We start from the raw sequence: 23,616 nt of genomic DNA, 5'->3' as shown, positions 1-23,616 counted from the left end.
ATGCGAACTAAGCGATTGATTTTAAAAGGTTTTTTGGTTTGACAGCAGCGCTAGCACTGTGCTTGGAAGGCTCCCGCCTTCTGGTGGTCAGTCGGTGATCGGGTAGCGGTGCACCAGCCCCGCCAGCACCTGGCGGTCGGTCGGTTCCAGCGTTGCGACGGTCGTGGGCTCGGCACCAAAGCGATCCACGGTTGTCTTCGCCAACGAGAACGCGCGGCTTACCTGGGCGCTCCTCGATGACACATTGCCGCCGACTAGAGCGTCTGCCGAAATAGCCTCGATTGAGGCGTTGAGCTGCGACACAGCAATCCAGATGTCTGGCTCTGGCTGTGGCTCTTGCGTCGAAGCGATGCGCTCCGCGAGCGCTTGTACGGCCCAAGCGCATGACCGAATGGCGAGGAGTTCGGACGACGCCAGATCCTCGCCTCCGATGCCAACGACCGTTCTTGCTGTGTGTGTCTGCTGCATTCTGTCCCCTCCCCCTACGCCTGACGGCGTCAGGTCAGTTAGCCCTGCCCTCGCCCGCAATCGGGGCTGGAGCGGATGCGAGAGGCAGGGGCGACGCTTGCGGAACGTCGCTCGCGCGTACCTGGATGATCTTTTGCTTCGGAAATGCAAGAACTTGAAGCAAGGTTCCGCTCTCGCCCTTGGGCCCCTTCCACTGCTGACGGGTTGCGGACAAGGCCTTGACGGCATCCATGAAATCGCCACGGACTTGCACGGAAGGCCCTCGCGGATCGCTTGGCGCATCCCATTTCAGCTCCCAACCTTCAGGCAGCCACGTCCGCAAGGTCGCCTGGACCGGTGCGCCCGCCAGCGCCACCCAAGTAGGCGCCGCCGGCGCGCTTGGCGGCTGAAGCGTGTTGCCCATCACATTTTGCGATGCCGCTTGGGCAGCGCCCTCAAGTTCTCGCGCCGGCGGCCGAGTACACACCGGGCGAACTGCCGCCTGGTCGGTGACAAAGATCACCGCATCCTCCGGACAACCTCCAGCGCTGCCGACAAGGCTGAGAGATTCACGATCAATCGATACGGCAACTTGGCCCAGTGCGGGCTGGGATGAAGCTACCAAGGCAAGGAAGAAGGCAGTACGCGTGAAGTTCATGGATGTTGCAGCAGTCGCGCCGAAGAGCTGGCAAGTGCGCGCACGATACCGGAGTTGCGCTAGTGTCGCAACTATGCGACAGTGTTCTACATAACGTCGTTTCTGTAGAAATGTCGCCTGATGAAATGGGGATTCGCCATCGCTCTTCTTGCCGCCTTCGGGACCTTGGTTCCTGGGCGCGGTTTCGCACGCCCGCCTGCAGCCGGTGGAGATGCGGAGAAGGTGGTGGCAGCAGCAATGGCGCGAGCAAACGCGCGCTCCAAGGCCGGCGACGATCCACGCATGATCGAAGCGGAACTCATGTGGACCCTGGGCAAGGCGAACCTTTCCCCGACCGCAGAACAGAGTGACCCGGCACCTTGGGATACCTACGGGCGGGCAAAAGCTCGCGAGGTATACGCGGCGCCTCCACCCCGCCCTGCCCCCGCCCCCCCTGCTGCAGCCGAGCCCGGCTTTGCGCCAAATCAGGCCGACGAGGGGGAGATTTCGACCACTTATCCATTGCAAAACAACGGCTTGACGAATTCGGGTGTCCCGGGCGGCTATTCTTTGCCTCCCGTCAACCCAGCAGAAGGCCGCCATGGCACCGAACAACCAGGTGATCGTCGAACAGGTGCTCGTGTTCGGATCCAAGTACCGACCCAAGGGGGTGATCTATGAGGTCGAGCTGTTGGTACTCCAACAGCGAAAGGCCATCAAGCAGCTGACGGTCACGAAAACCACGGCCGGTTACTGGGTAGCAGTCCTACCAACAGAACGCGTGGAGTTTCGGACCAGAGCAGGTAAGCGGAGCCAGAAGGTAGTTCCTATCCGCCAACCTGCCGAAGAAGGATTCCTGGTTCTGCACGTGATGCGTGGCAGCCAGGTCAGGTACTTCAAGTCGTTGGACACCTTGCTCAACAGCTTGGAGAAGTTCGGCGATCTGCCCTTTGTCCATGTTCGGAACGGGGCGGTCGTCTAAAAGACAACCCCGTTTCGAGGAAAAAATGAACAACGTAGCGAAGATTGAAAAAGCAGTGTTTTGGACCGCCATCGCCTTCACCCTGCTGCTCGCTCTCCTGCCCGAACTGGCACATGCCCAATCCGGTGGCAATATCGTAAAAGGCAAGATTGACGACGCGCGCACGAACTGGGTGTTGCCCATCGGTATCGGCATTCTTGGCGTCGGTGGCACCGTCTCGGTGCTCCTGTGGGCCTTCAAGGTCGTCGAGTGGACCGACATGGCGCGCTGGGTATTCGCCGGCGCAATCGTCGGTGTGATCGTGACTGCAATCGGCATGTACGTCTAACCGGGCCTAGCCTCAATGGCCGGAGATCCCGTGTTTAAAGGCATGACCCGCCCGGTGACGGTCGCGGGCGTGCCCCAAGTCGTGCTGGTGGTGCTGCTTCTCACCATGATCCTGGGGGCCTGCCTGGTCTTCCTACTGGGCCTGTCAGCGTTCTTCGCACTGGCAGTCGTCGGCGTGGTCGTCCTGCTTTGGATCGCCGCACGGGTGGAATGCGAGAGAGACCCTCTCGCATTCCGCTACATGTGGCTGAAGTTTGCAGCATCACGTCGCATCACCACACAGCGGTACTGGGGCGGCAATCGCTCCCTGGCTGCCAACCCGATGAGAAAGCGATGAGCGCAGCTTCAACCACCGCATGGTTCAAGAACGAGGTAAGCCTTGCGAGCTACCTCCCCTACGCGGGCCACATTACCCCTGAAATCGTGCGTCTCGACGGAGGCGCACTTTTCTTCGTGCTGAAAGTAGCCGGAGTCACAGCAGAAACGGCAGGAGACGAGCAACTTGTCATTTGGCATGAGGCGCTACACAACGCCCTGACTGCGATCGGGGCACCGGACGTGTTCATCTGGCGCACGACGTACCACTACCGCATCAGTGACTTTGCCCCCGGCACTTTTGAACCGGGCTTCGCAAATGACCTGAACGAGGCGTACAAGGCGCGCTGTGCCAAGGAGGAGCTATTCGCGAATGACTTGTACATCTCGGTCGGCATTCTTGGGCCCGAGAAGCTCGACAAGCTGTTCAAAAAGAAGAAAGACGCCGAGGGTGCCAACGAAGGCCTAGAGGAACGAATTGAGAGAGTCAATTCCCTCAAGGACCGGTTGATCGCGAGCCTGGCCGTGTACAGACCCTCCGCCTTGTCCTTGTACCGGGAACGCGATGTCGTGTTCTCGGAGGTATACAGCTTCCTCGCACTGATCGCCAACGGCAAGACCTCCAAGGTGCCGCTTACGCCACATCGAGCGGGCGACATCATCGCGCGCTCGCGGCACACGTTCGGCGTCAACGCCTTTGTGCGCGACTTCGCGACTGAGCGCCAATTCGGCGCAATTCTCTCCACGACGACGTACCCCAATCACACCTACGCCGGAAACCTGAACAAAACGCTGAACCTCCCGTTCCCATACCTGATGACCAACAGCTTCACCTTCATGGGTAAGCAAGCAGCAGACCAAGCCGTGATTCTGCAGGCCAAGCGAATGGAGGCGAGCGGAGACGCCGCCAAAGACGAAATCGAGGCCTTCGAGAGCCTTCGTGCAGAGCTGCAGGCGAACAACGTGTCGCTTGGGAGGCACGAACTTCACATGATGGTCCTGGCCGATACACGCGAGGAGCTGAGCAAGCGACTCAGCCAAGCAGAAGAGAACCTCATGGACTGCGGACACGTCGCAGCGCGTGAGGATAGTGCCCTGCTCCCTGCCTACCTCTCGCAATTCCCTGGCATCTTGAAGTGGCGCCCCCGGCCTGCACCGATTACGTCGCGCAACTTCGCAGGCCTCTCTTCCTTCCACGGCCATCCGATGGGCCGAAGGGACGGCAATCAATGGGGCCCTGCCACAACCATGTTCTTGACCGAGGCCGGCACTCCTTTCTTCGCATCGTTTCACGACATGCGCAAGAGCCGCACGAAAGCGGGTACGGAGGCTACTGACGATAAGGCACCCGGAAACACGCTCATTCTTGGTCCCACCGGTGCGGGCAAGACGACTGTTCAAACCTTCATGGTCGCGCAACAGGACAAGAATAAGCCTACCGTCTTCACCTTCGATAAAAGCCGAGGGCAGGAAATTTTCGTTCGTGCCATGGGCGGCAAGTACTCCGTCCTTAAAACGGGCCAGCCAACCGGCTTCAACTTTCTGAAGCTTGACCCGGCCGAGCATCTTGCCTTCGCTATCGAAATGACGCTTCTGCTGGCAGCCGGCGAAGACCGCCTGTCGCCTGACGAACAGAAGAGCATTGTCGAGCGCACACGCTTCGTGATGACCGAAGAAACGTACGAACTGCGAACGCTTACCCATCTTGTCAATGGCCTGGACCAGCGAGCTAACAGCACCATTCGCATGAGGCAGTGGACTGAGGGCCCGCATGCGTGGGCATTCCACGGCGGCGATGACGTCATTGACTTCAGCAAGGGTCGCCATTTTGGATTCGACAATACTGACTTCATGGACAACCCGGTCGTCAGCGGGCCGTTGGTCAAGTACCTGTTCCACCGCGTGGATTCGCACCTCGGCAAAACCCCGTCAATCATCAACATTGACGAACTCAAATCGTTCCTGAGGTACCCCTTCTTCAGGCCGTGGATTGACGCAAAGCTCTTGCTCCTTCGCAAGTTGGACTCGCTGGCGTTCCTGGGAACGCAGATGGCAAGCCAGATTCTGGAATCCGAACTAGCCTCGACGCTGGTCGAACAGACGGTGTCCAAGCTTCTGCTCCCTAACCCCAACGCGAAATACAGCGAGTACGTGGATGGCCTGGGCCTGACGGATGCAGAGTTTGAACTGTTAAAGGTGGAACTACCGCAGTCCAACCCCCGCGGATTCCTCTTCAAGCAGCCTGGTGTAAGTGCAGTTTGTAACCTCAACTTGGCCGGAATGAACAGGCACCTGAACGTGCTTAGCGGAACGGACACTCTTATCGCCCGCTGCGAGAGGGCGCGGCGCGAGGCCAATAGTGACTATCCCGACGACTGGCTCCCCATCTTCTATCAAATGACCGCAGCAGGATAAAAAACGATGAACGCCAAGAAGACTCTTATCGCCCTTGCAACTGCACTGGCTCTCGCAGCACCCCTTGGGGCCGGCGCCCAGCTCGTCACCCTGGACCCCACGAATCTGGTGCAGAACATCGTCCAGGTGCAGCAGGCCATCAAGCAGATGGAAGCCCTGAAGCGCCAGATCGAACAGGCTGAGGACCAGGCGAAGTCGTTCAGCGGTGCGCGCGGCATGGGCAATCTCAAAACAGACCTCAAGCGCGACTACATCCCCAAGAACTGGAAGGAGACACTTAGCGCTGCTGAGCAGGGCTCGGAGTACGCGAATCGACTGAAGGCGATTCGTCAGATGGCCGGCGACATTGGAAAAATTGACCTGGCCACCATGCCCGAATCAGTCCTGAAGGCCGCCGAACGCAGCGCCGACCGCGAAGTCCGCGCGCAAGCATCCGCGAATGCCGTTTACGACCGTGCCAACGAACGCTTCGATGAAATCGGCAAGCTGGGCGCCCGCATCGAGACGGCCCAGGATCCCAAGGCCATCCAAGACCTGACAGCTCGCATTGGGATTGAGGTTGCCAATCTTAACAATGAGCTCGTCCGATTGGTTTCCCAGGGCCAAGCCATTGACGCTGAGCGAAACATGGAGCGCCAGCGCGTCAACCACGATTACCGCAAGGCCTTGAACGGCCTTTAATAGGAGACGATTCATGAACCACAAAATCCTCGCAATCTGCATCCTGGCCACTGCGGGCCTTGCTGGCTGCCAGAAGCCTGCCGACACCCTGCCCCTGGCCGACGGCCGCAGCCTCTCGCTGCCCTCCGACGTGGACGTCAACGCATGGGGTGCCGAGAACATTAAAGACACCGACCTTCAACTGGCGGAGCAGGCCTGCAAGGCCAGGCAGGACAAATCGGACCGGCTTCGCGAGCTCTGCAGCACCGTCGAACGCCGGCATTCCATCAACTCGCTGTGATTGGCGTGCGCGTACAGCTGTTGACCGACGTGGCCGTGCTCGCCGTCGCCGGCGCCTGCGTCGCCCTGCAGGTGCCCCCAAGCTCCCCGCCTGCTTTGCCCGCCGCCCTATGCGTTGGACTGTGGGGCGGCTACGTCTGCTTCACAGCCGCAGCATGGTGGGCCTTCGATACCGCCGAGCGCGCGGGACTGGTGCGGCCCGTCGAAAGGACTGCGGACGGCACCGAAATCGTCTACTTCATCGCAAATGAGTGTGCCTTTCAGCCGCTGGTCCGCCATTACATCCGGACCATGCGATAGCAGGCCTCAACCACGGAACAGGGGAATACGACCATGGCCGAAGCGTGCCAGGTGGATCTAAAAATCGTTGAGTTCCTGACGTCGGACGCCACGATGCAACTGCGCCACCAGGTGGAATCTGGCGCAGCGGCAGTCGGCTCCTGGGCGGCAGGGATTGCGGCCGCCGGCGTGTCCGCATACTCCATCATCTGGGTGCTGAACTTCGCGCGAGGCGGAGCCGGTGGCTCTGTCAGCGACCTAATCTGGTGGTGGGCCAGGGCCATGGTGTTCGCCACGGTGGCCGGCACGGCTTCCTACTACAGCGCCTTCGTCACTGACACGTTCTGGACCGCCCCGTCGCAGCTCGCGCAAGTCGTGGCTGTCGGCAGTTTCAACCCTGCTGATATCCGAATGGACAACGAGGGGCAAATTCAGATGGGGACGGCCCTGGACCTTGCCGCCAACCGTGGTTTCTGCAACGCGACCAATCTGTGGAAGGCAACGTCGTCCTGGGACCCGATTGATGGCATCGGATTCTTCCTGATGGGCCTTCTGCTCATTGCTGCCGTCGTGGTCTTCGTCGCGATCGCAGCCGGCCTGATCTTTATCGGATATGTCAGCCTGGGCATTGTGACCTCCCTCGGTCCGCTCTTCATCATCGCCGGCATATGGGACACAACGAAACCGATGTTCGAGAGCTTCATTCGCACAGCGACCAACTACGCGCTCTACGGTGTGGTGGTGATGATGATTGTCGGCATCACTCTGGGTCTGATCACTGCGTTCAGCAACAGTGCGCTCGGCGCCGCAACCTCGGGGATGGCCATATCGGAAGCGATCGTGCTTGCCGTTCGCACCGCCATCGTCTTCGCCATCGCTGTGGCGATGCTGCTTAAAGCCGACGACATAAGCGCAAGCCTGGTCGGTGGCATCAGCCTGGGCGCCGGCCACACGCTCAAGGCAGCGGCCAAGGGCGCAACGCTGCCGGTCAAGGCTGCAACCTCTGCCGGGCGTTTTGCTATGAACCCGGCCAAAGGCGTCGGCCAGTTCCTCGGTGGCGATTTCCACCGCGATATGCGCAGCGGAAAGATGGTCTACCGATCAGCTGGGCAATCCGCCAACGAGCATGGCGCAGCTCTAGCAAACGCAAGGAAAAAGAACAGTGTCAAGAAAACATAAGCTTCGGATAGCTGTGCTTGTTTGTGGGCTGCTCTGTTTGACCGCCTGCAACCCGTATTACCCGATCAATAAGCCGAGCCCCCCGGGCGGAATGACCCATGCAAACCCCTGACGAAAACCTCAATGGCGTGCGGTCGGACGCCGCCCTGGATCCGTTTACCGCCGCGCTCCTCAAAGACGCGCGGCGCTATGACGCCGACGCCGTAGCGTCCGCACGCCAGCAGGTGAAGAATTCGACCATTGTTACGATCGGCAGCCTTGCGGTCGCGGCGGTGGCCATTGCCGTCGCTGGCTGGCTGGCGGTGACGAAAAAGGAAGTGCAGCCGTTCGTCATGGGTCTGGACTACACCACCGGCGAGGCACGCCAGCTCGTCAAGGTGGAAGAACGTACCCAGACCTGGAACGAAACCCTCGACAGCGCCTTCATCGCTACCTACACCCGTGCCCGGGAGGAGTTCTCTGACCCTACCGTGGAGCACAACTACGAGACCGTGCGTCTGTTCTCCTCGCCCGAGGTCTTCAAGGAATATCAGCTCTGGATCCATCCAGACAATCCGGATAGCCCGATTGCAAAGTATCGAACAGGTATTGTGGACATTCAGATCCGCAACATTTCCTTCATCGGCAAGGGCGCCGCTCAGGTGCGTTACACCCGGCGCGTCAAGGACTCGAAGGGCGGCACTCAGCCTACCTACTGGATCGCCACGATCGCGTATGAGTACCAGAAGCGCGAAATGACAATCGGGGCAAGGACCATCAATCCGCTTGGCATGGTCATTCACGACTACCGTCGAGATGAAGAAATCCTCCAGACGCCGCCGGGGGCAAAGTGATGTCGAGGTTCGGAGCCTGCGTGATGACCGGCCTGCTTGCGGCTCTAATAGCGTGTCCGGCGGCTGCGGCGCCCAGCATCGACGTGAACAAGCGGGAGACCAAGTCACGATTCGACCCACGAATCCGTGTCATCGAGTACAACCCGCTTGCCATCGTGACCATTCGGGGCGTCTTCGGCTATTCGACCCATATCCAGTTCGCAGCTGACGAGGAGGTAACGGATGTTGCCTCGGGCGACTCTCTTGCGTGGGAGATTGCACCAAGTAAGAACCATCTCTTCGTTAAGCCGCGCGAGCCGGATGGCCGGACCAATGCGGCCGTCATCACCAACAAGCGTCTGTACCAGTTTGTACTTGACAGCGTGGACCGCGCGTCGGCAAAGCCAGAAGACATCCCGCTCTTCATCATCTTCACCTACGAATCCGATCCGGCCATCAAGCAGACCGCCCAGGTAGTTGCCAGCCAGGTGAAAGAGACCGTGACCGCGATGGAAGCGAAGCCAGATCCCGTCAACCGGGACTATGCCGGCTGCAGGAAGAACGCCGGTCTCAACCCGGCCGAGGCGTGGGACGACGGTCGCTTCACCTACTTCCGTTTCGGACAGGGCCAACCGCTGCCGGTGATCCACACAACACTCCCTGACGGCTCGACCGCGATCCCGAACGGGCGCATCGACGGGAAAACCATGGTCATTTTTGAGACGTCGCCGAAGTTCATCGTGCGACTGGGTGATGCGGAGTCCTGCATCGTCAACCACGGATACGGCAAGGATCGAGTGGAGCCCGTAAGCGGTTCCTCTGTTGATGGCGTTATGCGTACGCTGCGGAGCGGAAACAATGAGTAAAAAGGCAATGGAGCTGGGTGAGGTTCCGCCGCTTCGGGCGAGTTCCGGCATCTCAGGCAAGACGATCTTCGTCCTGATTCTCATCGTCGGAGTGATCTTCGGCGCTGCCCTCGCGGCGTACATGTGGAAAACGTGGCAGGAAGGGCGCGAGCAGGAGTCGCATGACTCCGTCGGTCAGGAGAAGAAGCAAGCGAGCGCGCTTCCCAGCGACACCGCGCCTCTGCCCGATGACCTGCAGGCGGCGATCGCGAAGGACCTTCCCTTACGCGGTGACGAACCGGCCGGCGACCCGGCCGACGCCGCAGACCCTGCAGAAGGATACGAGAATGGCGTTTCTGCGGCCCCGGGATCGGCCGCAGCAGCCGGCCCGGCCCCTGCACTGACCGAGGCCCAGCAGGCGGAGCTCGACCTGCGTGAACGGCGCATTCGCGCCCCGGTGCTCGCCTTCAGCTCCCAAGGGGCACCAGGAGCAATGGCGGGCCAGAAGGCCCCAGCCGCCGCCCCGGTCTCCGAGGAAGATATGTACATGCAGGCGGTGAACGCGGCGCTCAAGGCCAGTGCCGGCGCCGGTGGCGGTGCGGGCGCAAAGGGGTTGGACTCCGACGCGCCGCCCAGCCTCGCCTCGCAGCTGCAGGGCGACAAGTTCGCCGCCGCGACGGCCAGCATGATGCTCGATCAGAACTTCACCATGCCCCAGGGGACGGTTGCTCGTTGCGTACTGAAAACGGCATTCAACAGCCAACTGTCCGGCTTCGCATCGTGTCAGCTCAGTGAGCCGGTTTACTCCGCCAACGGCAGGTTCGTGTTGCTTGAGGCTGGGTCCGAGGTGGTTGGGACCTATCAGACAGGCCAGATCAAGGCCGGCATGAAACGCGCCTTCGTGCTGTGGAACACCGTCCGCACGCCCTATGGGGTCCGCATCGACCTGGACAGCCCGGCCGCCGATGGCATGGGCAGAACCGGCATCAATGGCAAGGTCAATAACCATTTTTGGCAACGGTTCGGCTCAGCGATGTTGGTCAGCCTGGTTGACGACGTCGCCCGTTTTGCCACGTCCAAGCAGTCCGGCGGCGAGAACACAAACATATCGTTCGGGTCAACGGCTGAGTCGTCACGCGACGCTGCCTCGATCATCGTGGAGAACTCAGTGAACATTCCGCCCACCCTGTCCGCCGAGGCGGGTGCCGTTGTGAACATCTTCGTGGCCAGAGACCTCAACTTCGCCTCGGTCTACGGCTTCAAACTTCAGAACGGCTCAGGCACCAAGCAATGAACGCACAACTGTCAAACGATGCCTGGAACAGCGTTAAAGGATCCATGGCAGAGCTGGCTCCCATCTTGGAGCGTGCAACGGGGGAGGTCATCATCAACCGTCCCCTGGAGGTGCTCACTGAAGGCCCGAATGGGTGGGAGACGATCCATTGCCCTTCCCTCTCGTTCAATCGTCTCAAGGCGCTGGCACAGGCGATTGCGGGCGCCACACAGCAGGCCATCAGCGAACGCGAACCAGTGCTTTCCGCCTCGCTGGATACCGGGGAGCGCGTCCAGATTGTGTTGCCCCCGGCGTGTAGCCCCGAGACGGTGTTGATGGTCTTCCGCAAGCCTACGACCCAAGACTTCCCTTTGGATTTCTACGAGGCTCACAACTACTTCGAGGGTATCCGCCTGTCGGTCGACCTGAGCGAGCAGGCCCTGAACCATCCAGAGCTGCTGGATCACGAACGGCAGCTCCTGGGCCTGCTCGCGGCCGGCCAGTTCACCGACTTCTGGCGGCACGCCATTCTGTCAAAGCAGAACATCGTCATCAGCGGCGCTACCGGCTCGGGCAAGACGACCTTCATGCGGAGCATCGCGAACGTGATCCCTGTTTCGGAGCGCCTGGTCACGATCGAGGACGCCAAGGAGCTTGTACTTCCGAACCACGCCAACGTGGCCAACCTGTTCTACAGCCGTGGCAACCAAGGCGTCAGCAACGCGACGGCAAAATCCCTCCTTGAATCCACGCTTCGCATGTTCCCGGATCGAGTGCTGTTGGCAGAGCTCCGAGGCGAAGAGGCCTGGTACTACGTGCGCAACGTCATGTCCGGGCATCCTGGGAGCATTACTTCCATGCACGCAGCGGACGAACTGACCGTCTTTGACCAATTGACGCTTCTCATCAAGGAGTCCGGTGCTGGTCAGCAGATCGATCGCGACGACTTGAAGCAGATTCTCTTCGGGGCAATCGACGTGACGGCGCAGATTGAACGCACCACCCGCGGTCGCCGCTGCACCGGCATTTACTACAACCCGTTCAGAAAGCGAAGTCTGAAATGACAGATGCCAAACGCCGCTTCATTGCTGCAGCGCTGTGCCTGCCGATCCTTAGCGTGGCTGCTTCCTACGTGGCGGGCTTGATCTTCGTGGCGATGGTCTGGAAGGGGAAGATGCCCTTCGTCGTCACCCCCCTCACAATCTTCACCTACGCGCACGACTACTGGGGGGTTGCCCAGCTCCGGCCGCAGTTCCTCACCGCGATCGCAATTGCCGCGCTCCCGATTGTTGTGCTCCTCCTGCTAATGCTGTTCTACCGTCCACGAGCCACGCTCTACGGCGATGGCCGGTGGGCGAATGGTAGCGAGCTGAAAAAGGCCAAGATGCTGGCTGGTGGTGGGCTTGTGCTGGGGCAGCTGCCGGGCGGAGACGTTGTGTGTGCTCACCCGGAGCACCACGTGGACGTCCGCGCTCCTACCGGGCAGGGCAAAGGTACGGCGATCGTGCTGCCGAACCTCTACACCTGGCCAGGGTCGTTGGTGGTGAACGATATCAAGGGGGAAAACTTTGAAATGTCCTCAAGGTTTCGACAGAAGTTCGGCCAGGACATTTTCGTCTTCAACCCGTCAGATGAGGAGCGGCGAACCCACCGCTGGAATCCATTCACCTACGTCGACCATGACCACATGCTGCGTGGCAAGGGCATCCAGCGAATCGCCGCAATGCTGTGGCCACCAAGCATGGATGATGGAGAGCCGTGGAAGCCAGGCGCCCGCAACCTGTTCTTCGCGTGCTGCGTCTGGCACATGGAAAAAGGGATGGACCTCACTCTGCCTATCATCGGTGCATTCGGCGCCATCATGGACGAGAAGGCGGTAAAGAAGGAGATTGACGATCGGCAGAAGACTGATGATCCCTTCACCGAAGAGCTGGTTGTCTCGATGGCCAAGTTCCTCAAGCTGCCTGACAAGACCAAAGAGTCCATCCGAAACGAGTTCAACACCGGTCTGGAGCTGGTAACGAAAGACCGGCTGCTTTCGCTTGCCCTGAGCGGCAATGACTTCGACTTCCGGGAGCTGCGTTCCAAGGCGATGTCCATCTACGTCGTCACGCCGGGTCCGGACCTGGGTCGCCTGAGAGGGCTGCTGAATCTGTTCTTCCAGCAGGCATCGCAGTGCAATACGGATGTGGAGTTCGGCCAGGACCCATCACACCGTCACCAATTGATGTTCATGCTGGACGAATTCTCGTCTCTCGGCGAGCTCGATGAATTCATGGGCAACATCTCCTTCTACCGAAGCTACGGCGTCAAGCTCATTACGATCTATCAGAGCAAGGGTCAGGTCATCGATATCTACGGCGAGCAGAAGGCTCAGGTGTTCTTCGAGAATCACAAGACCCGAGTCGCGTATACGCCTGTTTCGTACCAAGAGGCGAAGGACATCAGCGAGGAGCTCCCCAAGACCACAAGCTACAGCGTCAGCAAGTCCGGGAAGCCACTGGAACGCAAGTCGGTTACCCACTCCGAGGCGCAGAGAGCGCTGCTCTTGCCGGACGAAGTCCGGTTGTTCCCGGATGACGAGCTGATGGTTTTCGCTCCTGGCATATACCCCGCGCGGCTGCACAAGATGTTCTATTTCAGTCACAGCATGCTGCTGCCGCGCCTCAAGATGACGAGTGCCTACCTGAGTGCCATTAAGGGCATTCCCAAGCACGAAGACTTCAAAAAAGCGCGGATGCTGGGTGAGCTGAAGGTCGAGATACCCCAGCTGGCGATCCCTGCCCGGGCGAAGGCTGCAACCGTCAGCTGGGAGGCGGCGCAGACCGACCAGCCAAAGTTCCGCGCTGTCACGGCCGTGGATGACATCGAGAATATGGACCTGAGCGACGTGCGGGTTAATGGCAAGGAACTACCTCCGGCCCCGCCCAAGGAAGCGACTGACCAAGAAAAGAAGGACTATGCCAATGGCATCTTGGATCGGATGTTCGACTAACGCCAACCATGCCCCCGCGCCATTTGTCAAGGGATCGGGCGCATGGTATCGTGGGAGTGTCGGGATAGTCCCGATGGTCGCTATCGAAACTGCCTGTTCGGTGGCGCTAGACCAACGCCCACGGAGGACGTTCTTATGGCAAGCAACACCCGCAACGCGGCGAGTGCGCCGCTCAATGAAATTGTGCGTACCGATGGCAAGAACTCGCCCGAGGGTATTTTGCCTCTGGCCGCCAAGTACGCGCCGCATTTCATCCGTGACAAGAACAGCTATCGGTCGGCGAACTTCCCCGACCAGATTGAGTTTGTCGACCGCAAAGACCGCATGCACAGCTATGGCAAAGCCACCCCTTTCAAGGTGCGCGCCATGGTGGAAACGGCGGCGGAGCGTGGCTGGGAAAAGATGGAAGTCCGAGGCCGCAACCCGGTCTTCAAGAGCATGGCCTGGCTGGAAGGCACCGTTCGGGGCATTACGGTGGACGGTCACACGCCCAACGACAAGGACATCCAGGCGCTGGAACGTCGGCACACGCGCGAGTCCGCGCAGGCCAATCCGGCCGTCCAGGCATACCAGAACGCCACCACAGCTGCTGACCGCAAGGCCGCCATCAAGGAGTTCCCCGCACTTGCTGACGCATTTGCGGCCCGTGCTGCAGGCGAGAAGGTCATCAAGGGCGCGGTTACGTCCGTCGACCAGCAGAAGGAACTGCTCGCCACGCTCGACGACAAAATCACTCGCAAGATCCACAACAACGAGCCCATGCCTCAGGTCCAGGTGCGATCCGAACACCGCCTGCAGGACGTTGAACGCGAGTAAGCCAGCTCGGCAAACCGATAGCCATTCCCACGCCCGCAGCAGCGGGCGTGCGTCCACGTGCGGGAGAAATTACCCATGAGCAACCTCCAGAACGAACATGGCGGCAATTCGCCGCTGCATTCCCTGTCCAAGGCCCAAGTGGCGCAGCTGGCCCGTCTGGTGCAGCGATCCGAAGCTGCAGCGGCCGCCACGCTGAAGCATCGCGCTACCGTCAAGGAACAGCGCTTTGTCGTATCCAGTGCAATGTCCCCGGCGAAGACGACCGCAGCTGTGAAGCTCATTGAGGCTGCCGAAAAGGCCCTCAGCAAGGCGAGCCTGGAAGATGAAAAGGTCGGAAAGGCCTTGGAAAAGAATCCGATCCTCAAGGAACGATTTTCGCAGTACCAGGAGCTGGTCAAAGCCGCCGCCGGAAACCACCCCGACGCGAAGGCGCTCCTAAAGGAAGTCACGACGGATTTCACCATCGCGACGGCAAAGGACGGCAAGGCCAAGGCCGATCCTCTCCGCGAGGTCGCAGCTGCTGCACTGGTCAACGGGATTTCGGCAGTCGGTCTTCCCGTAGCCGCCCAGGTTGCTGCCGGGCCGCATGCAGCAGCCGTCGCCCCGGTCACGCAGGCGGTTGGGCAGGCAGCGCAAACAGCGAGTTCTTCAGCACAGATCGAGGCCCAGGAGAAGAAAGCCGCCAAGGGCAAGGATGAAGAGAGCGATTCAGCCGATAAGCCCAGCGCCGCCGGCGAACGCCAGCGGAAGGAACCCAACGAGCTGCAGCAACCTGGTCCTCGCTTCCCGCAGCATCTGCTTAACCGTTACCAGATCAGCGGATCGGAAGTGAAAGACAAGCGGACCGACGCCGTGGTCTTCGTTGACAAGGGTAACGAGCTGAAGGCCCCGCTCGCCGTCGACCAGGAAGCTATCAAGGCGATGGTTGATACCGCTGAAACGCGTGGCTGGGGCGCCATCAAGGTCAATGGCACCGAACAGTTCAAGGCCGCGATGTGGATGGAGGCGGCAAGCCGAGGGCTCGAAGTGACTGGCTACAAGCCGAGTCCCGAAGAGGTCTCGTTGGCCGAAGCCAACCGGAAGCTCAATGGGAAGGAAAACTCGATCAGCCAAGGTCCGGCTAAGAGCAGCGATACCCAGAAGCTCAATCCTGCTGCCGAGGTAGTGGAGAAGTTCACCAGCGCACGCACCCAGCGCGACCGCCAAGCCGCTTCCAAGCAATTCCCGGAGCTGGCCAAGGCGTTCGCCATGCAATCTGTCATGGATAAGGCTCTGTCGCAGGCGCTGGGCAAGAACTCCCCTGCATACGACCTCGGCATGCAGGCATTCCGGGAAAAAGTCTCCGATCGACTGCAGAACGGCGAGGTCTTGCCTTCGGTGGAGGTCCGCGATCGGGCCCAAGAACGCGCCCCACAACAGAGCGACGGTCCGGTGCAGTAACACCGGGGTTAAGGCTGGGCTGGCCAATCTCGGTCAGCCCATTCAAGGAGAAATGCCATGACTGACCACAACGAAGACCTTCCCATTTCGCATGGCCTGGCAACTGCGGTCCTTCGCGCCAGGGCGCTGGAATCGATTGGGGCTGCAGGCGGCGCACTTCGCGAGCTGCAGGGTGAAAGCGATCCTGTCGCTCTGGCGAAGGCGGAAGCTGCGCTCAGGCTCACGGTGTCGGGCCTGCGTGCGCAGGCGACGCTCACAGATGACCAGGCGCGTGCAGCGCTCGACCGACAGGGGGTGACCCTGTGCAGCAGATGACAGACATTCCTCACGCGCAGCGCCAGGAACTGGTCGCCTTCACCTACGAGGTGCTGAGCCAAGGGGTAGATCGGTCTGACCGCCCTACCCTCTCCGTCGTCGTCGGCCAGTCGGGCGCGCCGGTACAGCCAGTCATGTACGACATCGCCGAACGCGGTCGGTCTGCAGGCGGCGCGATGGTCATCAGCGCCGGCGACATGCAGCACATCACGGCCGGCTACCTCCGGGGGGCAATGCCCAATCAGGAGTTGGCCAACAGCATGGCCAGCGATGTCGCCGCAATGGCAATGGCGCACGGCCGTAGCGTCGTCTTCAACCCCGCCCCGGGAGTTGAAAATGGGGCTATTCCCGCGATTCAAGAAGCGAAGAAGACCGGGCACCGCGTCGAATTTTCGGCTTTGGCTGTAAATTCGGCCCTGTCGGCGGCCCAAGCTTGGCAGCGCAGCCTGGTGGATGGGCAGGCTCAAAACGGGGCGAGCAACCGTGAGCTGCGTGGCGAGCTGGCGGTTGTTGAGAAGCAGCTGCGCCGAGTGGAAGCAAGCAACATGGTGGATGCAATCTCCATCCTGGATCGCGGCGGCCGCCATATCGAGAACATCCATGGCGAGGCCACGCATTCGGCAACCTTCGCTCGGCAAACCAGCCAGATGAGCGGCGCTGAGAAGATCAGTGCGGCGGCTGCGTGGGAAGAAGTCAATGAGGGGTACGAGAGGGCCGGCCAGAGCCTTCCCGATGCGGCAGAAGTGATGCGGCAGCAGGCGCATTACCAGCTGCGTGCCGACAGGGGTGCTTCTCTCGTTTTCGATGACCGGCACCCGGAGCATTCCCACACGAGCAAGGATCTGGCCGCACAGCATGGCCAGCGCCTCGCGGACCTGTTCCAGCGGGGAGACGCGATGGCGGCGGGAGAGTTCCCGGAGCTGACCGCTGCCTTCGTAAACCAGCGTGTGGCCGAAAGATTGGGCGAGGCGTCAGGTATCAAACTTGGCAGTCAGGCCGCTGACCGCATCGCTGCCAACCTGAGGGACGGCCTGCCAATCAAGGAGGCTAGTTTCGAGATCCTGGATCGGGAACAAGTACAGGAAGCAGTCAACGAGCGGTAGACGGGCCTGCCAGGTCCGCTGGCTGACACCGTTGTAATACCCAAGCCCGGCTTCGCCGGGCTTTTCTTTGGTTCGACCTGCAGGTTCGTTCTCGCTTCCAGCGGCCTAGCTGCCGGGATCATCGGCAACGCGTGCAATCTCTAACGCGGGTCTTGCCCATGCGCGCCCTGCCCCGCCAGCTGCTGCAGGACGCCACAGCGTGCGGTTGGGGCCCGGCCGCGGTGACTGGATCCGCATAGCTGGCGGCCGCTGTGACGGTTCTTTGGCCCGCCGGCGCTGGCGCGGCGCGCTGCTGACCCGTCGCCTCGGCGTGGCCACAGTGCGCTGAATCTGTCTTGCGGGCCAGCGTCAGAGATGCCGGCGCGTACGTCGGCGGGCACTACGGGCGGCACGTGCAATCTCTAACGCCTGGTCTTGGCCAGTCACTACCCCGCCAGCTGCTGCAGGACGCTGCACCTGCCGCTAACGACCTGGCCACTGCCCACTGGCCCTGAATTCCAAGCGGCGGCCCTGGCGGCCGCCGGGGGCGGCTGCGGAACCCGCCCCGCGCGCCAGCAGCACGCTGAATCTGTCTTGCGGGCAGCGCCCGTCTGGACAGGCGCGGTCGCCTGGAGGCTTCACCGTCGGCGCGTGCAATCTCTAACGCCAGGCCTTGCCCCCTACCCCACCAGCTGCAGCACTGTGCCCGCGCACGTGGCCGGCATCACTGGAGAGGCGTTTCGCGCCGTGTTGATCTGGCAACGCTCACGCTGAGCAAGTCACATGAGGCCGCTGAAATGCCCAAGACCCGCCAGCAACTTGAAACTGCCCTATCCGACCTTCAGGCCGAGCTGCCTGAGGTCGGAACGGTTGAGGATGAGCAATTCGACTACCTAGACTTTCAGCAGCGAGCCCAGCTGCTTGTCGAGTCGGCGACGAAGGAAGATCGCACGTACATGCACTCGCGGGTGTCCTGCGTTCTCGCCTCCGCCGGGATCATACCTTCGGAGACGGAGGGAGAACCGTGTCTTCCAGGTTCGCAGCTCGGGCGCATCACCGCCGAGCTAGACAAGCTAGAGCAAGAAATCCCCACACTTCAACGCCAGTATGGGGAGCAGTTCTGGTCAGCTTTCGCGGGGGAAGCGGACGTTATTGAAGATAACGCGGGGCCCCACGGTGACTACGTGGCCACTAGAATTTCTGAAATGCTGGCTCGGCATGGCCTTGATGAGTCGTGACCGCCCAGCAGCACGGGCCAAAGGCCTCTTCCTGAAACATAAGGGGAGCGCGCTGAAGAACCCCCCGCAGCCCGCCCAAGCCTCGTAGCGCGCCGCCTAAGGCCCACCCCGCCACAGGGGTAGCTGCCGGTCGCAACGCCCCCTAGACGGCGCTTGCAGGCGGCAGAACGCCCATTACCTTTCGGATCCGGAATCAGGGTCATCCAAGCCGGGAAGTTCCCGCGTTCGAGTCCGATCCGCTCGGATGGAGAATTGTGGAAGCGGTCGCCGCTCCTCGATCAGCGCAGCCATTTTTTCCATCGCACTGTCGATCTGGTCTTTGGTCGCAGGATGTCCGGCCTCTCGCATCACCGATTCAAAAACGCGCAATGCAGCGTAGCTATCGGCAAGCTTCGGGTACTGCGTGATCGCCTCTCTTGGATCCGATGAGCGAAACGTCTGGGCCATTGCACGACTTTCAGGCGTGCTCCGCGAAGCAACACTGTCAGGCTGGAGGTTGGCAGATTTTCCAGCCGCGTCGTACGTGATCCGAACGCGGTCACCCACCTTCGCATCAACAGCAACGCGCTCTTTGAAATGCGCGATTGCGGTCTTGCTGCTACCGATCTGCTGGATGAGATGTAGGTCAGTCTTAGCCAACACTGGACCCCGGTAGTCGCCACCTGGCTGCGCGACATAAGTCCTCGCATCCGCGCCCAATAGGCCCAGCGTCAGCGCGTGTGCGTGGGCAAAGCTATGGGCCGGCCCGTTCACCCGCTGAGGGGCGAGCTTTTCAAGTTTTTCCTGGTACAAGTCCCGCGCCCAGGACGGGACGTTGGACGCCATTTGCAGATTCCCGCTCTTGAACGCAAGCGCCAAACGGTGATGATCGCCGTACGCGCTGTTGTCGTAGACGAACGCGCGATCAGCTTTAAGGACTGCATCCCGGATCAGAGTTTGACTGCGCTCGTAGCGCTGACGGACTTTGTCGTGATCGACCCCGTGCCCACCCTCTCGAACGCGTGCATCGACACGCTTGATGGCCAGCTCCGGGTTGGCCACATTGACGTGATAAACGAACACGTTGAATCCGCGATCACGTGCCGAGTCCAGCAGGACGTTTTTGGAGGGGTGGCTGAAGACGCTCTCCGTAAAGAAGGACTGCTTCGCCTCGATGAGCTGCTCGCGCCGAGCGTCTGCGAGCTGCTGTCCCTCCTTGGCCTCCTCCTCCGTCACCGCCGGGCGTCCGAGCTTTTCTTCCATCATGACGTCAGCGTTGACGAACGGCAGCCCAGGATGTCGATGGGCCAATTCGTGCTTGTACAAAGTAGATTTGCCGGCCCCATTGGGACCGGCAATCATGTGCAGCGTCGGCTTCGACTTGTTTCCGTTGTTCATCAGGTGCCCTGGTCGATCCGCTTCGTCCCGCCGCCAGGGACTCCTTCCACGAGTCGACCACTGTCATCCAGTCCAACGGCTCCGCCGCGTGCCCTCATTTCAGCAAAGAACTGCTCCGCCTGAGGCATGGGCTTTGCCATCGGGAACAGGTCGTAATACACCTCCTGCTCCACATCGTTGAGGTCTTCAACTGGCATCAGACCGTCCAGCGCAGCCTTGACTCGCAGCATCTCAGTGAACTGTCCCGCGTTTACGTTCCCAGCAAGGGCGTCCTGCAGCGCAGGCGCGGTGGTGCCGCCAAAGGCGTCCAGCGCTTTCCCCAATGCTGCCCAGTAGGTCACTTGGGCGCCCTGGGAACGGTGACTGACCGCGCCTGCCATTTTGGCTGCGCTAGCCAACGCCGAATCAATGCGCACGACAGCAGTATTAGTGACGGCAACGTTCATGGCTTCAACCCTCTTGCGGTGTTACACAATGTAACTCGCCTCGTCCGGTGGCGCAATTCTCTCATGTGGTCCTTGTTGGCGAGGGTTTATGAGTACGGCGGCCGTACCGCCATGGGACATAGCCGCGCCCTGCTCCAGCCACAGCCGCCTCCGCGTGCAATTATTATGACGCGTCAGAAATAACAACGGATTCAATGTCTTCTGGCCGACGCATCTACGCTCCAGGCGCACTACCCGTTCTAGAACGACCCCACGCAACCGCCCCTCCGGAGAACAACAGACATTTCCTGATGCGTCATAAAACATGATATTCTGACGCATCAGATAAGGATGCTGTTATGACCGAGAACGACACGCCTAAGCCAGCACCTCGTAAGCGTGGCAGGCCGCCGATTGCCGACGCCCCGATGACCCCTGCGGAACACAGCCGCCGGTACCGCCAGAAGCGGGCGGCTCAGACGATTGGCAAGCCATCCATTGCGTCCGATATGGCGTTGATTGACGTATTGCGCCGTTCAGTTAGCTCCGGAGATAAGGAGCAGGCGGGGCGTGTGCTTTACTTCCTGCTGGAGCGGTACCCCATCCCTCGCACCTGAGCCCTACTCCCGTTCTTCCACCTGCCGCACGGTTGCGTCCGCCCTGCCCTGCTCCGTTCGGGCAGCGGCGATCAAACGCTCGCGCCGGGTCATAGGTTCGGGCATACGGGCGACCATCTCGCGAATAGCCCCAGCGTCTTTGACAAACAACGCCCCTGACGAATCTCCATCGTCCATAGATTCCAGGACGTCGGCATAGTCCAACCATGCCGCTCGCACACGGGCCTGGCGGTTCTTGGAAGCCACTTCCCACGGCCTCTCACCCGCTTCAATCTGACCTGTGGCGATCGCAACGGCTTCCCTCAGTTCATTGGCACGCCAATCGGATGTGGCGCCCCTGCGCTCAATGTGGAACAGCGCATTACGCGGTCTTAGCTCGACAACGCCGCGCAGGTCGCGAGGCGTCGACTCAGCTTCCACTCCCCTCTCCCGCAGCGCCTCTGCAAACTTGTCCCTCCACGACTGCAGATCCTCTGGACCAGGGTTCAGGCGCTTGCCACTCTTCCCCCGTGACAGCACCGTCAGATGAACATGCGGATTGTCCGTATCCGTGTGCGTCACCATCACGTAGTCGAACTCTTCCCCGAAGATCCGCCCAGCTGCCAACCGAGTCGCCTCCGTGACCGCCAGACGCGGCGTACCTGATGGCATCGAGAACACACAGTTGACCGTGTCCTTCGACCGCCGCTGTCTGTCTCCGACCCCACCTTCCCTCCTGGCAAACCACTCACGCGCCAGCTCAGACACCCCCTCCTTACCGATGACCATGGACCCGTCGGCCATTTCACCCTCAAGCTTTCCCTTCCGGTGAATGTAGGCCAGATGCGCGCCAATGTGCTTCAGGCCTTGCGTGCCGCCGGTGATCCGAACCATGACCTCTGGGGCGCGCCGGACAATGCGGCCTACCGACTCCACTGAGCCGGGCGAACGTTTCTTTCCCCGCCCTCCGCCCAGAGTGACTGCCTTAGCGCCCAGGCGCTTGATCGGTTGAGGACCGATGAACAACCCAAGATCAGGTTTTTTCTTGCGCGTGCTCATAGGTCGTCCGCCCGATCCAATGCCTGAGAAATTACGCCTTCAACCCGGGCCTTGAGTAGCTTCACAGACGCCAAGAGGTCGACGTACAGCTTTTCATTCCCGTACCAGCGACCTTCGCGGTGAAGGCGATGAACCACCGTATTTAGGTTTCGTCCAACCGGCCCCAGTGCCTTGACCGCTTCCAACAGCGCCTCCGTTTCAGGTCGCGCCATCAGCGGGGCTTTTCGGATCAGGGAACGAACGGCAGCCGTCACGTAACCGGTGACGGTATGACCCATGAGCGAGGCATGCGCCGACAGCACCGCGCGATCCTCGTAGCGGATACGCAATGTCACCTTGCTTAGTTCCTTGGCCGATGGCGCGCCGTCACCTGGCGCGGAGGCGGGGAGCGCAACGCCCGATCCGGTGACCCTGCTTCCCATAGCCTCTAGGAGACCGTTGGTCGACACGCCTTGCGCTGAGGCCAGGGCGTCCAATTTCGCCCAAAGGTCGGGGGGCAGACGAATGGAACGCGCAACCCGCTTTGGCTGGGGCTTTGAGGGAGAGGGAGAGGGAGAGGGCACGGGGTGCATAGCGTGATTTTACGCTATGTGATACCACCGTGCCATACAAAACAATATCCGGCCCTCACTCCCTCTCCCTTGCTTGGAAGTACGGCGGCCGTACTTTCAAGCGTGCTTCGGTTGGTTCTTTGCCGTGCAGAGCACGGCTCGCGTCATCAGGGGGGTGAGATGGCGCGCGGGCCGAAAATTTCGGTCCGCGCCAAAGTTGGAAGGGGCATAAACGGCAAGGCGCCCAGGCCATGGGACCGGAGGACGGGCAGGGGACGGTCACCGTTCCCTCCTGCCGCCAGGTGGGTGGCGGTGCATCGAGCGTGAGCCCGTGCCGGCGATGAACCAGGACAACGCGGCGGGCAGTCAGCTGGTGGGATGGAAGCACAAAAAAAAGGCGGCCCGTAGGCCGCCTGGAGAAACCCCAGAGGGGAAATTGATTCAGGCCCGGCGAATCATGCGCAGCATGTCGACCGGGTAGGCGGTGCGCTTGCCATCTTGGGCAACGACGAACACGTGGCCCGGGATGGGGCAGGGCGAGAGGTCGAGAATGCCCGCTTCTTCGTCCTTGCCGGCCTCGGCAACCACAATCTGGACGGCAGCGGCCTTGGGCTTGCCGACGCCGGGGGGCGTAGCAGTTTGTTCGCCGGAGCCGGCGGCAGGGCCCTTGATGTCCTGGTTGGGCGCAACACCGGCGCCCCCGTCTGCTGCCGCACCCGGAGTGCCGCCGCTGTGGAGCTGCTGCCCCTCTCCGCCGCCCGTGCCTTGGCCGCCGTGGGTTTGGGGGCCGTCGTTGGCAAACCCGCTGCCCTGGGTGTGCGCGACAGCGGGCGCGCCGGTCGACACGGGAGGCTGCTGGGCAAGGGCGATGGCCGCACGGACCGCGCTTCGAGAAATGGGGCGTTCCGCAGTGGAGTTCGCGATCAGATCACGCACCAGTTCCGGGTACTGCGTGCGTGCACGCCACAGCTCAACAAGCGGGGAGATGCCTGTCACTCGACCTTCCGCAAGCGCCTGGCGGTACTCGGGATCCATCTCGGCGACAGCGAGATATTCCCCGATGACCTGCTTAGACCGGCCAACCATCTGGGCAATCTTGGTCGCGGTCAGGCCGAAATCCCTGGCCAGCTTGGTGTAGCCATCGACCAGTTCCATCGGCGGCACTTCTTCGCGCTGGACGTTCTCAACGATCTGGATCGCCGTGCGCCTTTCGGCGTCGTCGTTCTCATCAACGATTGCGTTGATCGTTGG

General features: G+C 61.1%; 25 protein-coding genes. 18 read left to right on the top strand and 7 right to left on the bottom strand.

Annotated elements, in window-relative coordinates; all coding sequences use genetic code 11:
* Positions 1–87 precede the first annotated feature (87 nt).
* Both J3A72_RS02180 and J3A72_RS02175 read right to left on the bottom strand, forming a co-directional pair.
* Complete coding sequence (locus J3A72_RS02180; protein ID WP_209571806.1) at positions 88–468, bottom strand: hypothetical protein; 381 nt, start codon at positions 466–468, stop codon at positions 88–90.
* 34 nt (positions 469–502) lie between these two features.
* Positions 503–1,105: a hypothetical protein gene (locus J3A72_RS02175; RefSeq protein WP_209571804.1), complete on the bottom strand. Its 603-nt coding sequence runs from the start codon at positions 1,103–1,105 to the stop codon at positions 503–505.
* Positions 1,106–1,685: 580 nt separating this feature from the next.
* Between J3A72_RS02175 and J3A72_RS02170 the strand changes: the two genes are divergently transcribed.
* The 17 genes from J3A72_RS02170 to J3A72_RS22925 all read left to right on the top strand — a co-directional run bounded on the left by J3A72_RS02170 (position 1,686) and on the right by J3A72_RS22925 (position 18,357).
* The gene (locus J3A72_RS02170) at positions 1,686–2,066 is read left to right on the top strand and encodes a hypothetical protein (RefSeq protein ID WP_209571803.1); all 381 of its coding nucleotides are present in this window, start codon (positions 1,686–1,688) and stop codon (positions 2,064–2,066) included.
* A gap of 25 nt (positions 2,067–2,091) precedes the next feature.
* Positions 2,092–2,394, top strand: a complete 303-nt coding sequence (locus J3A72_RS02165; RefSeq protein ID WP_209571801.1) for a hypothetical protein — start codon at positions 2,092–2,094, stop codon at positions 2,392–2,394.
* Positions 2,395–2,424: 30 nt separating this feature from the next.
* On the top strand, positions 2,425–2,730 hold the full coding sequence (locus J3A72_RS02160) for a VirB3 family type IV secretion system protein (protein ID WP_209571799.1): 306 nt from the start codon (positions 2,425–2,427) through the stop codon (positions 2,728–2,730).
* Positions 2,727–5,123: a hypothetical protein gene (locus tag J3A72_RS02155; protein WP_209571797.1), complete on the top strand. Its 2,397-nt coding sequence runs from the start codon at positions 2,727–2,729 to the stop codon at positions 5,121–5,123. Before J3A72_RS02160 ends, J3A72_RS02155 begins: the two co-directional genes overlap by 4 nt.
* Positions 5,124–5,129: 6 nt before the next feature.
* Positions 5,130–5,804, top strand: coding sequence for a type IV secretion system protein (locus J3A72_RS02150; protein ID WP_209571795.1), 675 nt, complete (start codon positions 5,130–5,132; stop codon positions 5,802–5,804).
* A 13-nt stretch (positions 5,805–5,817) separates the two neighbouring features.
* Positions 5,818–6,084 (top strand): hypothetical protein, encoded by a 267-nt coding sequence (locus tag J3A72_RS02145; RefSeq protein ID WP_209571793.1) that lies wholly within the window; start codon positions 5,818–5,820, stop codon positions 6,082–6,084.
* A 332-nt stretch (positions 6,085–6,416) separates the two neighbouring features.
* Positions 6,417–7,541 carry a type IV secretion system protein gene (locus J3A72_RS02140; protein ID WP_209571791.1) on the top strand — a complete coding sequence of 375 codons (1,125 nt, stop codon included), beginning with the start codon at positions 6,417–6,419 and terminating at the stop codon, positions 7,539–7,541.
* 98 nt (positions 7,542–7,639) lie between these two features.
* Positions 7,640–8,374, top strand: coding sequence for a type IV secretion system protein (locus tag J3A72_RS02135; protein WP_209571788.1), 735 nt, complete (start codon positions 7,640–7,642; stop codon positions 8,372–8,374).
* A 23-nt stretch (positions 8,375–8,397) separates the two neighbouring features.
* Positions 8,398–9,219, top strand: a complete 822-nt coding sequence (locus tag J3A72_RS02130; protein WP_209571786.1) for a TrbG/VirB9 family P-type conjugative transfer protein — start codon at positions 8,398–8,400, stop codon at positions 9,217–9,219.
* Positions 9,212–10,492: a type IV secretion system protein VirB10 gene (gene virB10, locus J3A72_RS02125; protein ID WP_209571785.1), complete on the top strand. Its 1,281-nt coding sequence runs from the start codon at positions 9,212–9,214 to the stop codon at positions 10,490–10,492. Before J3A72_RS02130 ends, virB10 begins: the two co-directional genes overlap by 8 nt.
* Positions 10,489–11,535 (top strand): P-type DNA transfer ATPase VirB11, encoded by a 1,047-nt coding sequence (gene virB11 / locus J3A72_RS02120; RefSeq protein ID WP_209571783.1) that lies wholly within the window; start codon positions 10,489–10,491, stop codon positions 11,533–11,535. Before virB10 ends, virB11 begins: the two co-directional genes overlap by 4 nt.
* On the top strand, positions 11,532–13,466 hold the full coding sequence (locus tag J3A72_RS02115; RefSeq protein ID WP_209571782.1) for a type IV secretory system conjugative DNA transfer family protein: 1,935 nt from the start codon (positions 11,532–11,534) through the stop codon (positions 13,464–13,466). Before virB11 ends, J3A72_RS02115 begins: the two co-directional genes overlap by 4 nt.
* 135 nt (positions 13,467–13,601) lie before the next feature.
* The gene (locus J3A72_RS02110) at positions 13,602–14,282 is read left to right on the top strand and encodes an LPD7 domain-containing protein (RefSeq protein WP_209571780.1); all 681 of its coding nucleotides are present in this window, start codon (positions 13,602–13,604) and stop codon (positions 14,280–14,282) included.
* A gap of 75 nt (positions 14,283–14,357) precedes the next feature.
* A complete protein-coding gene (locus J3A72_RS02105; RefSeq protein WP_209571778.1) occupies positions 14,358–15,722 on the top strand; it encodes an LPD7 domain-containing protein in 1,365 nt (454 codons plus the stop codon).
* 57 nt (positions 15,723–15,779) lie between these two features.
* Positions 15,780–16,037 (top strand): hypothetical protein, encoded by a 258-nt coding sequence (locus J3A72_RS02100; RefSeq protein ID WP_209571776.1) that lies wholly within the window; start codon positions 15,780–15,782, stop codon positions 16,035–16,037.
* Positions 16,034–17,140 (top strand): zeta toxin family protein, encoded by a 1,107-nt coding sequence (locus tag J3A72_RS02095; RefSeq protein WP_209571775.1) that lies wholly within the window; start codon positions 16,034–16,036, stop codon positions 17,138–17,140. The genes J3A72_RS02100 and J3A72_RS02095 overlap by 4 nt, the downstream gene beginning before the upstream one ends.
* 776 nt (positions 17,141–17,916) lie before the next feature.
* Positions 17,917–18,357, top strand: coding sequence for a hypothetical protein (locus J3A72_RS22925; RefSeq protein ID WP_245336349.1), 441 nt, complete (start codon positions 17,917–17,919; stop codon positions 18,355–18,357).
* A gap of 174 nt (positions 18,358–18,531) precedes the next feature.
* On the opposite strand, the gene J3A72_RS02085 is transcribed toward J3A72_RS22925, so the two are convergent.
* Together J3A72_RS02085 and J3A72_RS02080 are read right to left on the bottom strand one after the other, a co-directional pair.
* Positions 18,532–19,734, bottom strand: a complete 1,203-nt coding sequence (locus J3A72_RS02085; protein WP_209571773.1) for a zeta toxin family protein — start codon at positions 19,732–19,734, stop codon at positions 18,532–18,534.
* Positions 19,734–20,180 (bottom strand): hypothetical protein, encoded by a 447-nt coding sequence (locus tag J3A72_RS02080; RefSeq protein ID WP_209571771.1) that lies wholly within the window; start codon positions 20,178–20,180, stop codon positions 19,734–19,736. Before J3A72_RS02080 ends, J3A72_RS02085 begins: the two co-directional genes overlap by 1 nt.
* 338 nt (positions 20,181–20,518) lie before the next feature.
* On the opposite strand from J3A72_RS02080, the gene J3A72_RS02075 reads away from it, so the two are divergent.
* Positions 20,519–20,776 (top strand): hypothetical protein, encoded by a 258-nt coding sequence (locus J3A72_RS02075; protein WP_209571769.1) that lies wholly within the window; start codon positions 20,519–20,521, stop codon positions 20,774–20,776.
* Positions 20,777–20,779: 3 nt separating this feature from the next.
* On the opposite strand, the gene J3A72_RS02070 is transcribed toward J3A72_RS02075, so the two are convergent.
* The 3 genes from J3A72_RS02070 to J3A72_RS02060 form a co-directional block, all read right to left on the bottom strand.
* Positions 20,780–21,814, bottom strand: a complete 1,035-nt coding sequence (locus J3A72_RS02070; RefSeq protein ID WP_209571767.1) for a relaxase/mobilization nuclease domain-containing protein — start codon at positions 21,812–21,814, stop codon at positions 20,780–20,782.
* The gene (locus tag J3A72_RS02065) at positions 21,811–22,149 is read right to left on the bottom strand and encodes a hypothetical protein (protein ID WP_209571765.1); all 339 of its coding nucleotides are present in this window, start codon (positions 22,147–22,149) and stop codon (positions 21,811–21,813) included. The genes J3A72_RS02070 and J3A72_RS02065 overlap by 4 nt, the downstream gene beginning before the upstream one ends.
* 657 nt (positions 22,150–22,806) lie before the next feature.
* Positions 22,807–23,616, bottom strand: an 810-nt coding sequence (locus tag J3A72_RS02060) for a KorB domain-containing protein (protein ID WP_280953960.1), incomplete at its 5' end; no start/stop codon positions are given.

Source organism: Stenotrophomonas sp. PvP093 (genome assembly GCF_017876915.1).
GTDB lineage: Bacteria > Pseudomonadota > Gammaproteobacteria > Xanthomonadales > Xanthomonadaceae > Stenotrophomonas > Stenotrophomonas muris.
This window is presented reverse-complemented; position numbering and strand designations above follow the sequence as displayed.

Coding starts and splice junctions, on each gene's coding strand:
- J3A72_RS02180 (WP_209571806.1), bottom strand. CDS start 468: ATGCAGCAGACACACACAGCAAGAACGGTCGTTGGCATCGGAGGCGAG.
- J3A72_RS02175 (WP_209571804.1), bottom strand. CDS start 1,105: ATGAACTTCACGCGTACTGCCTTCTTCCTTGCCTTGGTAGCTTCATCC.
- J3A72_RS02170 (WP_209571803.1), top strand. CDS start 1,686: ATGGCACCGAACAACCAGGTGATCGTCGAACAGGTGCTCGTGTTCGGA.
- J3A72_RS02165 (WP_209571801.1), top strand. CDS start 2,092: ATGAACAACGTAGCGAAGATTGAAAAAGCAGTGTTTTGGACCGCCATC.
- J3A72_RS02155 (WP_209571797.1), top strand. CDS start 2,727: ATGAGCGCAGCTTCAACCACCGCATGGTTCAAGAACGAGGTAAGCCTT.
- J3A72_RS02150 (WP_209571795.1), top strand. CDS start 5,130: ATGAACGCCAAGAAGACTCTTATCGCCCTTGCAACTGCACTGGCTCTC.
- J3A72_RS02145 (WP_209571793.1), top strand. CDS start 5,818: ATGAACCACAAAATCCTCGCAATCTGCATCCTGGCCACTGCGGGCCTT.
- J3A72_RS02140 (WP_209571791.1), top strand. CDS start 6,417: ATGGCCGAAGCGTGCCAGGTGGATCTAAAAATCGTTGAGTTCCTGACG.
- J3A72_RS02135 (WP_209571788.1), top strand. CDS start 7,640: ATGCAAACCCCTGACGAAAACCTCAATGGCGTGCGGTCGGACGCCGCC.
- J3A72_RS02130 (WP_209571786.1), top strand. CDS start 8,398: ATGACCGGCCTGCTTGCGGCTCTAATAGCGTGTCCGGCGGCTGCGGCG.
- virB10 (WP_209571785.1), top strand. CDS start 9,212: ATGAGTAAAAAGGCAATGGAGCTGGGTGAGGTTCCGCCGCTTCGGGCG.
- virB11 (WP_209571783.1), top strand. CDS start 10,489: ATGAACGCACAACTGTCAAACGATGCCTGGAACAGCGTTAAAGGATCC.
- J3A72_RS02115 (WP_209571782.1), top strand. CDS start 11,532: ATGACAGATGCCAAACGCCGCTTCATTGCTGCAGCGCTGTGCCTGCCG.
- J3A72_RS02110 (WP_209571780.1), top strand. CDS start 13,602: ATGGCAAGCAACACCCGCAACGCGGCGAGTGCGCCGCTCAATGAAATT.
- J3A72_RS02105 (WP_209571778.1), top strand. CDS start 14,358: ATGAGCAACCTCCAGAACGAACATGGCGGCAATTCGCCGCTGCATTCC.
- J3A72_RS02100 (WP_209571776.1), top strand. CDS start 15,780: ATGACTGACCACAACGAAGACCTTCCCATTTCGCATGGCCTGGCAACT.
- J3A72_RS02095 (WP_209571775.1), top strand. CDS start 16,034: ATGACAGACATTCCTCACGCGCAGCGCCAGGAACTGGTCGCCTTCACC.
- J3A72_RS22925 (WP_245336349.1), top strand. CDS start 17,917: ATGCCCAAGACCCGCCAGCAACTTGAAACTGCCCTATCCGACCTTCAG.
- J3A72_RS02085 (WP_209571773.1), bottom strand. CDS start 19,734: ATGAACAACGGAAACAAGTCGAAGCCGACGCTGCACATGATTGCCGGT.
- J3A72_RS02080 (WP_209571771.1), bottom strand. CDS start 20,180: ATGAACGTTGCCGTCACTAATACTGCTGTCGTGCGCATTGATTCGGCG.
- J3A72_RS02075 (WP_209571769.1), top strand. CDS start 20,519: ATGACCGAGAACGACACGCCTAAGCCAGCACCTCGTAAGCGTGGCAGG.
- J3A72_RS02070 (WP_209571767.1), bottom strand. CDS start 21,814: ATGAGCACGCGCAAGAAAAAACCTGATCTTGGGTTGTTCATCGGTCCT.